Origin of the sequence: Streptomyces sp. NPDC021356 (assembly GCF_040641015.1) — a bacterium.
GTDB lineage: Bacteria > Actinomycetota > Actinomycetes > Streptomycetales > Streptomycetaceae > Streptomyces.
The window spans coordinates 1-11,169 of sequence record NZ_JBFACU010000078.1 but is presented as its reverse complement, the minus strand read 5'-3'; the positions used below and the strand labels follow the sequence as shown (position 1 = coordinate 11,169).

The window sequence follows — 11,169 nt, the reverse complement described above, 5'->3', positions numbered from 1 at the left end:
GTGGCCAGCAGCGGGGCCGGCAGGTCGAGGTCGGCGAACGACTCGACAGCGGGCAGGGCGGGTGTGACCGTCTCCGGCATCGCGAACTCGCCCTGGGGGGCGGCCTGCCGGCGCCCGTTCCCGGGGGAGCGGCGCGGGCGGCGTGCGGCGGTGGTACGGCCGGAGGCGGAGCCGCCGGAGCGGGTCGTGCGGGCACGGTCACGGTTCATGCGAAGCCTTCCTTGATGCGACGCGTATCAAGGAATTCCCGCAGTGATCGAGCAGCGCAGAGAATCGCGAGAACGAGCCGAAGGGTCCTGTTCGGTCGGTGATTCCTGCCCGGGTGAGGCCCAGAAACACGGCGAGCTGGGGCCCGCACCCCAAGGTGCGGGCCCCAGCTGCGAAAGTACGCGTCAGCGCCGGTGCGTCAGGCCGGGACGATGTTCTCGGCCGTCGGGCCCTTCTGGCCCTGACCGATCTCGAAGGTCACCTTCTGACCCTCCTGCAGCTCACGGAAGCCCTGGGTGGCGATGTTCGAGTAGTGGGCGAAGACGTCGGGGCCGCCGCCGTCCTGCTCGATGAAGCCGAAGCCCTTTTCCGAGTTGAACCACTTCACGGTGCCGGTAGCCATATTCTTCTCCTTCGGGACGGTGCACGGAGCCCGCCCTGTGCGGGACTCCGGTCGCCGCGATGATCACCCCGTCGGAAAGAATCCCAGGCAACCACAACTGCAACTGACGTCGACCCTAGCACGCCGGGATCGGCGCTGTCGGCCGAATAATTTCCGCCCCACCCCCCGACCTGGGAATATTCCCGCCGTGCCGCCCTGATTTCCCCGCCTGTACCACGGAAATTCTTCCCGGCGCCCGGCGCCCACGGCGCCCGGCGCCCGGCGCCCCGCGCCCGGAAGGGGAGTAGCCGGGCGGGCATCCCGGCCGGGCGGGCATCCCGGCCGGGCCGACCGGCCGGGGCGGAACGGCGGCGGCAGGCCCTAGGATCCGGCCATGGCCCTGACCATGAAGGACGTGGAACGGTTCGAGGCCGCCAGGCCGCGCCTGGAGGCCATCGCCTACCGCCTCCTCGGCTCCGCGAGCGAGGCCGAGGACGCCGTACAGGACACGTTCCTGCGCTGGCAGGCCGCCTACACCGATCAGGTGGAGGTCCCGGAGGCCTGGTTGACGAAGGTGCTCACCAACGTGTGCCTCAACCAGCTCACCTCGGCCCGCGCGCGGCGCGAGACCTACGTCGGCCAGTGGCTCCCCGAGCCGCTGCTCGCCGGGGACCCGATGCTCGGCCCCGCCGACACCGCCGAACAGCGCGAATCCGTCTCGTTCGCGGTCCTCGCCGTCCTGGAACGGCTCTCCCCGCGCGAGCGGGCGGTGTACGTCCTGCGGGAGGCCTTCGGCTATCCGTACCGGGAGATCGCCCAGATCCTCGGCGTCAGCGAGGCCGCGGGCCAGCAGCTCTTCCACCGGGCGAGGAAACACGTCGCGGACGGCAGGGCCCGTACCGAGGTCGACGAGGCCGCCGCCCGGCGCGTGGTCGAGGAGTTCCTGGCCGCCGCCACCAGCGGCCGGACCGAGCCGCTCGTGCGGCTGCTCACCGAGGACGCCGTGGCGGTCGGCGACGGCGGCGGGAAGGTCCCGGCCCGCACCAGGGCGTTCGAGGGAGCGCGCGCGGTCGCGACGTTCATGCGGGGCCTGTTCAAACCAGGGAAGGCCAAGCGCGCCCTGATCGGCGGATCGCCCGAGATGCACGCGACGACCGCCAACGGCGACCCCGCCCTCGTGGCGGTCCTCGACGGCCGGGTCGTCGGCATCCTGTGCCTGGAGGTCACGGCCGAGGGCATCGCCGGGTTCCGCAGCCAGGCCAACCCCGACAAGCTCGTCCGCGCCACCCGGCGGTGGGCGTCGGCCGACCATGGCGAACCGCTGCTCCACGCCTTCTGAGGCGGGGCGCGGCGCGAGCGAGGGGTGCGGCGGGGCGCGAGGCGGGTGTGAGGTTCTTCACACTCGGCTTCTGTCAGGAAACGGCGGGCCGCCCGGTTCAAGGGGCGAACCCGCTCACGACGTTCACGACAGGAGCCAGGAGATGCAGATGCAGCACCGCGTCATCGTCCTCGGAGCCGGATACTCCGGAGCCATCGCCGCCGGGCGCCTCGCCAAGCGGCTGCACCGTGACGACGTCGCCATCACCCTCGTCGACGCCGAGCCCGACTTCGTCGAGCGCGTCCGCCTGCACCAGCTCGCGGCGGGCGCGGACCTCGTGCCCCGCCCCTACAGCGAGATGTTCGCGGGTACCGGTGTCACGGTGAAGCTCGCGCGGGTGACCGGCGTGGACGCCGACCGCCGGACCGTCACCGTCCGCACCGCCGCCGCCGCCGACGGCACCGGCACCGCCGCCGACGGGGGAGCGGGCGTCGAGGAACTGGAGTACGACACCCTCGTCTACGCCCTCGGCAGCGGCTGGCACGACCAGGGCGTCCCCGGCGCCGCCGAGCACGCCCACGAGATCGCGGGCCGCCCCGGGGCGCTGCGGCTGCGCGAGCGGCTGGCCGCGCTCGGCGCCGGGGAGCACGTACTCGTGGTCGGTGGCGGCCTGACCGGCCTGGAGGCCGCCACCGAGATCGCCGAGGCCCGCCCGGACCTGAGGGTCGCCCTCGCCGCCCGCGGCGGCCTCGGTGACGGGCTCTCGGCCAAGGGGCGCCGGCACCTGCGCAAGGTCCTCGACGGGCTCCGCGTCACCGTGCACGAGCACACGGACGTCACCCGCGTCGAGGCCGACCGCGTCACCACCGCCGCCGGCGCGCATCTCCCGGCCGCGGTCACCGTGTGGACCACGGGCTTCGCCGTCCACCCGATCGCGAAGGCCACCGCCGTGGAGACCGGCGAGAGCGGCCAGATCGTGGTCGACCGCACGATGCGCTCGCTCTCGCACCCGGACGTGTACGCCATCGGCGACGCGGCCCTGGTCGAAGGCCCCGGCGGCAAGCCGCTGCGCATGTCGTGCGCCTCGGGCGTCCCGTCCGCCTGGCAGGCCGCCGACGCCATCGCGGCACGCCTGACCGGCGGGAAGGTGCCGAACGTGCCGCTGCGCTACTTCAACCAGTGCATCTCGCTGGGCCGCGGGGACGGTCTGATCCAGTACGTCACCGCCGACGACCGCGCCGTCCGGGCGGCCCTGACCGGCCGCCCGGCCGCCCTCTACAAGGAAGTGGTCTGCAAGGGCGCGGCCTGGGGCGTGGCGAACCCGACGGTCGGCAAGCCGGTCCGGCGCCGCCGCGTCGTGCACGGGCCGGTCCAGGCGGCCCCGGCGACGCGGGTCAGGACCTCCGCCTGAGCCGCCCGGGCCCGCGCGCCACCGGACGGACGCCCTCACCGGAAGGGCGCCCGTCCGGCGTCTCCCGACAGCCGAAGTACCGGACGTGCGCGTGCTGTTGACACCCTTCGGCGGCTTCCTTCACAGCCGCCTGCTGCACCGACACCTACCTCCGGCACGACGGCGGCGACGGCTCAGCGGCCAACTCGGCCATCTCGGCCACCAGTTCGGCCGCTGACAAGGCCGCCGCCATCTGGACCATGCGCGCGGGCCTCGGTGACGCCTCGTGCCTCTCCTCGGAGCCCACCGACAAATCCGGCCGGCAGCCGCTGGGATCCCCGAGGCCGGTGCCCTGCCCACCGCGAGCGCGGCCCCGCGCCCCGGCTCGGCGGCCCCGGCAGGCGGCCGCCGGATCGGTCCGGGTGCGCGCCCGATGCGGGCCAACACCAGCGAGAAGAACGGCAGATGACGCCTGTCGGAGGCCGCTGGTACGCTCCAGCGATCATCGCGTGAGGCGAGGTTCCGGTTGGGGGGTTCCATCCGGCCGCCTGGACGCGGACGACCGCGCGTGCCTCTCGCCGCGGCGGTCCTCTTCAGGGGAGGGACCCGACTTTGCAGCGTTCTCGTACCTGCCGGCTGTGGCTCGCCGCGGCGATCGGCGCGGTCCTCGCGACAGGACTCACCGGCGGTCAGGCCGTGGCGGCACCCGCGACCCCAGCCACGACGACCGCGTCCGTGCCACTCACGACCGCGTCCGCGGCCCTGCCCGCGGCCGCGCCGGTCGGCCGGGCGGCGGTCCCGTACCCGGACGGCCAGACCCGGCTCCTGAGCGTCGGCTCGACGGGCTTCCTGACGCGGAACGAGAACGCGACCCGCACCTGGACCGCCTTCGCCGACGGGGCGATCACCGACCTGACCGATTCCCAGGCGTTCGCCACCGGTGCCCTGGCGTCCGACAACGTCCTGCTCAACAGGACCGACGGCGTCGTCGAAGTCCGCGACATGGCGACGAAGAGCACTGTCATGTTCCTCGACCTGCGCCGGTTCGGCGCGCAGAGCACGTGCGTCGGCGCGGTCGGCACCACGGTCTTCGTGCGGACTCCGAACTCCGCCGGCGGCCAGGACGTCCACCTGGCCACCATGAAGGACAACGAGCTGACCGAGCGGGCGGTGACCGGTCTCCCGCGGGACGCGACGGAGTCGTACGTCGCGGCGGCCACCCGCGACCACGCCGTGCTCCTCTACAAGACGTCGCGCACCTGGCAGTGGGCCCTGGTCGACCTGGCCACCGGCGCCGTCGTCCAGCACCACGACACGGCCTCCTTCCCGGCGTCGGTCGCCGTCTCCGCCACCCACGTCGCCTGGTCGGAGACCGACAGCGCCGGCAGGAGCCAGGTGGTCGCCGCCCCGCGCGGCACCGGCAAGGACATGCGCACAGCGCTCGGCCGGACCGACGGGGAGGTGGTGGTCGGCCTGGTGGGCGACTGGGTGACGTACGGGATGGGCGGCGCCATGACGGCGGACAAGCCGAACGCCCTGTACGCCCTGACCGCGCGCAACCTCACCACCAACGCCACCCGGCGCCTCCTCGACCACGCGGAGCAGACGGAGGCGGGGCCCGACGGCACGCTGTACGCGAGCGGCGGCACCGTGGCCTCGGGCGAGGGCCTGTACCGGATCGTGCCCGGCGCGGACAAGGCGCCGGCCGTCACCCGCGTGGCAGGCAGCGGGGAGTCGACGAAGGTGACGCTGCTCGGCCACTCCGTCCCCGCGGTGGTCGACCTCGACAGGTCCGCGGGCCGGGCCAGGCTGGAGTGGCGGCTGTCCCGCAGCTACGTGGCGGTGACCGTCACCCTGCGCAACACGCGCACCGGCGAGACGAAGCGGGACACCGTCTACCCGCGCGCGACGGGTTCCACGGACCCGCACCGCGTCACCTTCGACTGGGACGGCGATCTCCGGTGGCACGGCGCGCCCGACGCGTTCACGGGAGCCGGGGCCGGCCCGTACACCTGGCGGATCGACGCCGAACCCCTCAACGGCATCGGCCCGGACCTGGTCGCCTCGGGTTCGTTCACGGTCGCCCGCAAGCCCGGTCCGCACGACTACGACGCCGACGGGTCCCCGGACATCCTCGCCCGGGACACGTCGGGGCGGCTGTGGATCATGGACACGTACGACGTGCGGGAGTACGGCGAATACCGGCAGAACGCCGAGACGCTCGTCGGCCGCGGCTGGAACGTCTACGACCGGATCGAGGCGGCCGGCGACCTCGGCGGCGCCCGGGTCGCCGACCTGGTGGCCCGCGACCGTTCGGGCGTGCTCTGGCTCTACCGGGGCACGGGCGACGCCAAGGCCCCCTTCGCCCCGCGCATCAAGGTCGGCGGCGGCTGGAACGCCTACACCCGGCTCACCGGCGGCAGCGACCTGAACGGCGACGGCCGCTCCGACCTCGTCGCCGTGGACACCTCGGGCGCCCTGTGGCTCTACAAGGGCACCGGGAATCAGGCGGCCCCGTTCGCGCGGCGGGTCAGGATCGGCACCGGCGGCTGGGGGGCGTACACGCAGATCACGGCCGTCGGCAACATCGCCGGCGGCTCCGCCGGTGACGTCGTCGCCCGGGACCGTTCCGGTGTGCTCTGGCTCTACCTCGGCCGGGGCGACGGCACGCTGGCCCCGCGCACGCGGATCGGCGGCGGCTGGAACACGTACGCCCGGCTCCTCGGCATCGGCGACGCCGACTTCGACGGCCGCCCCGACCTGTACGCGCCCACGGCGGCCGACGGTCACCACGCCTACCTGTACCGGTCCTCGGGCGACGCGCGCAGCCCCTTCCGCGCGCGTGCCCAGGTCAGCGTGGGCTTCATGGAGATCCGCGACTACGACCTCCTCGTCTGAGCCGGCGCCTCTCCCGCGCCCCGGTACCAGGTCTCAGTCGAGGTACGCGTGCGTCTGGGCGGCCTTGACCGTCGCCCACGCCGTGGCGCCGGGATGGAGGTCGAGTTCGGCGGCGGCGACCGTGGTCAGGTCGGCGGCCAGCGGCAGTTCGCCGGTGAGGTCGGCACGGACCAGGTCGCCGTGGGTCTCCAGGCCGGCCACCTCGCACCGCCACAGGTTGCGGGCGCTGGAGCCGGTGGGGCGGTCCCGGTGGAGGGTGACCGCGCTGGGCGGGAAGGCGACGAAGGCCGGGCCGGTGAGGTGTTCGGCGGTGGTGATGTCGGGGCCGCCCCGGACGTGCACCGTGTGCCCCTCGGCCCGGCCCTGGTAGAGGTTGAGGCCGACCAGCCTGGCGATGTAGTCGGTGCGGGGCCGGCGGGCGATGTCGGACGGGGTGCCCTCCTGGACGATCCGGCCGTCCTCGACGACGACGAGCCGGTCGGCCAGGACCATCGCGTCCAGCGGGTCGTGCGTGACGAGCACGGCGACCGCTTCGAAGTCGGCCAGGTGGTGGCGGAGCTGGGCGCGGACGTCGAGGCGGGTGCGGGCGTCGAGGGCGGCGAGCGGTTCGTCCAGGAGCAGCAGCCGGGGCCGGGTGGCCAGGGCGCGGGCGAGGGCGACGCGCTGGGCCTGGCCGCCGGACAGGCGGCGGGGCTTGGCGGCCGCGTGGTCGGCCAGGCCCATGCGTTCCAGCAGGGCGCGGGCCAGGGCGCGGGCCTCGGTCCTGCCCGCGCCCTGGCAGCGCGGCCCGAAGGCCACGTTGTCCAGGGCGGACAGGTGCGGGAAGAGCAGGTAGTCCTGGAAGACGACGCCCACCGGGCGGGACTCCGGCGGCGTACGGTCCAGCTCCGTGCCGTCCAGCCGCAGGTGGCCGCCGGAGAGGGGGACGAGCCCGGCGAGTGCGCGCAGCGCGGTGGTCTTCCCGGCGCCGTTGGGGCCGAGGAGCGCGACCACGTCGCCGGGGGCCGCGGTCAGCGTCACGTCGAGGCGGAAGGCGCCGCGGTCGACCACCAGGTGGGCGTCGAGCCCCTCGCCGGCGGTGACGGCGGCCTGCGCGGGCCGTGCGGTGCCGGTCATGAGGCGGTCATCCAGCGGTCCCGCAGCCCCGCCAGTACGGCGATCGACACGGCCAGCAGGACCAGGCTGAGGGCGATGGCCGACTCCGGGTCGTTCTGGAGGGCGAGGTAGACGGCCAGGGGCATGGTCTGGGTGCGGCCGGGGAAGTTCCCGGCGAAGGTGATCGTCGCGCCGAACTCGCCGAGCGCGCGCGCCCAGGCCAGCACGGCACCGGCCGCGATGCCGGGCGCGATGAGCGGCAGGGTGACCCGGCGGAACGCGGTGAAGCGGGAGGCACCGAGCGTGGTGGCCGCCTCCTCGTAGCGGGGGTCGGCGGCGCGCAGCGTGCCCTCCACGCTGATGACGAGGAACGGCATCGCCACGAACGCCTCGGCAAGGATCACGCCCGGGGTGGTGAACGGCAGCGTGACGCCGAACCAGGAGTCGAGGAAGCGTCCGACGACGCCGTTGCGTCCCAGTGCCATGAGCAGGGCCACACCGCCCACCACCGGCGGCAGGACCAGCGGCAGCGTCACCAGCGCCCGGACGAGGCCGCGCCCGGGGAACTCGACGCGGGCCAGCAGCCAGGCGAGCGGGACACCCACCACCAGGCTGACCGCGGTCGCCGCCGTCGCGCACAGCAGGGACAACTGGAGCGCCTGCCACACCTCGGTGCTGGTCAGCAGGGAGGGCATGCCCCGCCAAGGGGCCCGGATCAGCAGGGCGAGCAGCGGCAGCACCAGGAAGACCAGACCGAGCACGGCGGGCACCAGGAGGGGCAGGGGGGCACCCGCGCGGACACGGCGGCGCCGCGGGCGGCCCGTGCGGGGGCCGGCCGCGGCGCCGGGCTCGTCGGTCTTGCGGGGCCCGGCGGTCTTGCCGGGCTCGTCGGACGGGGTCACGGCTTGAGGAACCCGGCCCCGCTCAGGACCTGCTGCCCCTCGGCGGACCGCACCAGCGCGACGAACGCCTGCGCGGCCGCGGTGTTGTGCGACCCCTTGAGCAGGGTGATCGGGTAGTCGTTGACGGCCTTGGCCGATTCGGGGAACTCCACGCCGTCCACCTTGCCACCGGCGGCCTTCACATCGGTCTCGTAGACGACCGCGGCGTCCGCCTCCTTGAGGACCACCTTGTTCAGGGCGGACTTGACGTCCTGCTCGTAGGAGACGGGGGTGAGTTCGAGCCCGCTGGCGTCCAGCGCCTTCTGCGCGGCGGCGCCGCACGGCACCGTCTTCGCGCACAGGACGACCTTCAGGCCGGATTTCGTGAGGTCCTTCAGGGAGGCGACCTTGCCCGGGTTGCCGGGCAGGGTGGCGATCTCCAGCTGGTTGCGCACGAACGTGACGGGCGCGCCGGCCGCGTCGCCGTGGTCCGTGACGACCTTCATCGTCTTGGGGCTGGCGGAGGCGAACACGTCGGCGGGGGCGCCGCTGGTGATGCCGGCCGCGAGGGAGTCGCTGCCGCCGAAGTTGAAGGTCACCTCGGTACCGGGGTGCTCCTTCTCGAACCGCTTGCCCAGGGCCGTGAACGACTCCTTCAGCGAGGCGGCGGCGAAGACGGTCACCTTCCCGGACACCTTGCCGGAGGAGGCCGGAGCGGAGGAGTCCGCCTTCGTGTCGGAGGAGTCCGAGCCGGACGACGAGCAGGCGCTCAGGGCGAGCAGGGCGGCGGCGCCGGTGCCGGCCGCCTGAAGCATCCGGCGGGTACGGCGCGCGGTACGGGTCATCACGGCTACTCCCTCAAAGGTCCTGAACGGACGCGTCCGCGGTCTGACGACGACCACGTCGGCCGATGCACCCGGGGATGCTCCGGCAGCCCGTCCCCGGTGGGTGCGCAACGCCGATGATACTGCCGCATATGCGAGGCATAAGTCTCTAGTCGCATCGCATCAGCCGGATCACGGATCGATCGGGCTGGTATGTGCGTTTGTACGGAGGTGGTGTGCGGGTACGGTCCCCGCGGAGGTGGTAGCCCGTGAGTCAGGACCTCGCAGCCGCCGTCGCGTCCCGCGGTCCCGCGGCGGAACTCGTCCTCGACGGAGACCTGGACCGTCCCACCCGGCTGACCGTGTCCGACCTCGCCGCCTGGCCGCAGCACCGGGCCGGCGTCGCCTTCGAGTGCGCCACCAGCGGCGTCCGCCACCACCGCTTCACCGGACCGCTGCTGTACGACGTCCTCGCCGACGCGGGCCCCGCCTTCGACCCCGCCCGCCGCAAGGACCGGCTGCGCTTCCTGATCGCCGTACGCGGCACGGACGGCCACCACACGCTCCTGTCCTGGGCGGAGATCGACCCCGACTTCGGCCGCGCCCCCGTCCTCCTCGCGGTCACCCTCGACGGCGCCCCCCTCGACCACCCCGGCGCCCAGCTGGTCCTCCCCCAGGACCGCTGCGGCGGCCGCTACGTCAGCGGGGTCGAGGCGATCCGGGTGCACGGGGGGTACACGGCGTGGTCCTGAGAGCCGTCCGCGACAGGGGCCGGGGAGGGCCGGGGAGGGCCGTGGAGCCGTGACGCCGACCGCGCGGCCTCCGGACGGCGTGGCTGAGGACGGTCCGGGGCTGCGTGGAACTCGGGACGAGCGTGCCGGCCCGGTCCGGAGCGCCGAGGCTCGCGGACATGTCGGGGAAGCGGTGGATCGCGACGTCGGAGCGTTTCGGGACGACTCTGCCGGTCGTCGTCGGCGGCGACGGCAGGTGCGGCGGCGATCGCCTCGGCGCCACCGGTCGGACCGGGCGGCCACTGACGCGAGACCACCGTCGTAGCCGGGACGTCCGGTGAACTTCCGTCGCCCCGGGGTCAGGACAGCCCTGTCGGTACCGCTGGAGGCCCAGCGCCCGTGTGCTCAGCCGGAGCCGGGACTCCCCGCCGATCCGGTGGCGGCACGGCGGTACTCGGCGTTGATGCGCTGCGCTTCCTCGAGTTGGTCCTCGAGGATGACGATGCGGCACGCGGCGTCGATCGGGGTCCCCTTGTCGACCAGCTCACGGGCGCGAGCGGCGATCCGCAGCTGGTAGCGGGAGTACCGGCGATGTCCTCCCCCCGAGCGGAGCGGAGTGATCAGACGAGCCTCGCCGATGGCGCGGAGGAAGGCCGGCGTCGTGCCGAGCATCTCGGCTGCGCGGCCCATCGTGTACGCAGGGTAGTCGTCGTCGTCCAGACGATCATTCAGGGGGTTGTCCGAAACATTCAGGGGGTTGTCCGATGTCATGTCACCTCGCTGTGCAACGCGTCGAGGGGCCCTGGTGCCGTACGGCACCAGGGCCCCGAAGGAAATTCAACACCATCTGTCGGCCCTACTGCTGTGCCGACCTTCTGTTTCCGCTACCCGGCCCGGCAGGGCGGAGCGGGGGATCGCAGCTGCGTGACCGGGGACCACCATCCAATCCGGGGTCTTGCGGTACCCGGGCCGAGTGCTTCTCGGGCCGGGCGATCCTGATGGCGTCTGCTCCTCCGTTCCTCTCTGAACAACCACCTGAATGAACTGGTACTGCTGCTGGCGGCTCCTTGACGTGGCAGCCGCCTGACCTGCGTACTTCCTGGTCAGCCATCCGCCAGTTCGTGTCTGGCGGATCTCCTGGGACCGTGTCTACGAGAAGAAGCGTACCCGCATCAGAAGCGAAAAGCTACTTCAGCAAGAGCAGATTTCTCCCTTCCTGTGGAGGGGGAAGCCTCGTACGGACGTCTTCACCGTCGTCACCAGCCGTGAAGGATCGGGCCGGGTGACGGGCCGAGTCGCGATCCGGGCGGCGACACAGCGGTGGGGGCCCTGCCGACGCGCGTCGGCAGGGCCCCCACCGGGATCCTGAGTGTGGTTTTAAGTTAGGGAGACCACACCGCGGGACAACAATCACAAGCCACCAAAACTCGTATTGCGTCTTTG

Annotated in this window: 9 protein-coding genes and 2 pseudogenes; 5 read left to right on the top strand and 6 right to left on the bottom strand. The window is 73.2% G+C overall.

From position 1 onward, the window contains the following. Positions 1–209: pseudogene (locus AB0G56_RS41480) on the bottom strand (ATP-dependent helicase); the annotation flags it as partial. 197 nt (positions 210–406) lie between these two features. Then, on the bottom strand, positions 407–610 hold the full coding sequence (locus AB0G56_RS41475) for a cold-shock protein (RefSeq protein ID WP_360981329.1): 204 nt from the start codon (positions 608–610) through the stop codon (positions 407–409). Positions 611–983: 373 nt separating this feature from the next. On the opposite strand from AB0G56_RS41475, the gene AB0G56_RS41470 reads away from it, so the two are divergent. The 4 genes and pseudogenes from AB0G56_RS41470 to AB0G56_RS41455 all read left to right on the top strand — a co-directional run bounded on the left by AB0G56_RS41470 (position 984) and on the right by AB0G56_RS41455 (position 6,195). Beyond that, positions 984–1,928, top strand: coding sequence for an RNA polymerase sigma-70 factor (locus tag AB0G56_RS41470; protein WP_360981326.1), 945 nt, complete (start codon positions 984–986; stop codon positions 1,926–1,928). Positions 1,929–2,076: 148 nt separating this feature from the next. Next, a complete protein-coding gene (locus tag AB0G56_RS41465) occupies positions 2,077–3,318 on the top strand; it encodes an FAD-dependent oxidoreductase (RefSeq protein WP_360981332.1) in 1,242 nt (413 codons plus the stop codon). Positions 3,319–3,494: 176 nt separating this feature from the next. Beyond that, positions 3,495–3,560, top strand: a pseudogene (locus AB0G56_RS41460) (hypothetical protein); the annotation flags it as partial. Between the two features lie 349 nt (positions 3,561–3,909). Next, positions 3,910–6,195: an FG-GAP-like repeat-containing protein gene (locus tag AB0G56_RS41455; protein WP_360981323.1), complete on the top strand. Its 2,286-nt coding sequence runs from the start codon at positions 3,910–3,912 to the stop codon at positions 6,193–6,195. 33 nt (positions 6,196–6,228) lie between these two features. On the opposite strand, the gene AB0G56_RS41450 is transcribed toward AB0G56_RS41455, so the two are convergent. Genes AB0G56_RS41450 through modA form a run of 3 tightly spaced genes read right to left on the bottom strand, consistent with a single transcriptional unit; the run spans position 6,229 to position 9,016 of the window. Then, entirely contained in the window at positions 6,229–7,311 is a 1,083-nt protein-coding gene (locus AB0G56_RS41450; RefSeq protein WP_360981320.1) for an ABC transporter ATP-binding protein, read from the bottom strand. Further along, a complete protein-coding gene (modB, locus tag AB0G56_RS41445) occupies positions 7,308–8,192 on the bottom strand; it encodes a molybdate ABC transporter permease subunit (RefSeq protein WP_360981317.1) in 885 nt (294 codons plus the stop codon). The genes AB0G56_RS41450 and modB overlap by 4 nt, the downstream gene beginning before the upstream one ends. Continuing rightward, positions 8,189–9,016, bottom strand: coding sequence for a molybdate ABC transporter substrate-binding protein (modA, locus tag AB0G56_RS41440; protein ID WP_360981314.1), 828 nt, complete (start codon positions 9,014–9,016; stop codon positions 8,189–8,191). Before modA ends, modB begins: the two co-directional genes overlap by 4 nt. Positions 9,017–9,264: 248 nt before the next feature. On the opposite strand from modA, the gene AB0G56_RS41435 reads away from it, so the two are divergent. Then, entirely contained in the window at positions 9,265–9,747 is a 483-nt protein-coding gene (locus tag AB0G56_RS41435) for a molybdopterin-dependent oxidoreductase (RefSeq protein ID WP_360981311.1), read from the top strand. A 384-nt stretch (positions 9,748–10,131) separates the two neighbouring features. On the opposite strand, the gene AB0G56_RS41430 is transcribed toward AB0G56_RS41435, so the two are convergent. After that, a complete protein-coding gene (locus AB0G56_RS41430; RefSeq protein WP_360981308.1) occupies positions 10,132–10,497 on the bottom strand; it encodes a helix-turn-helix domain-containing protein in 366 nt (121 codons plus the stop codon). Positions 10,498–11,169 lie beyond the last annotated feature (672 nt).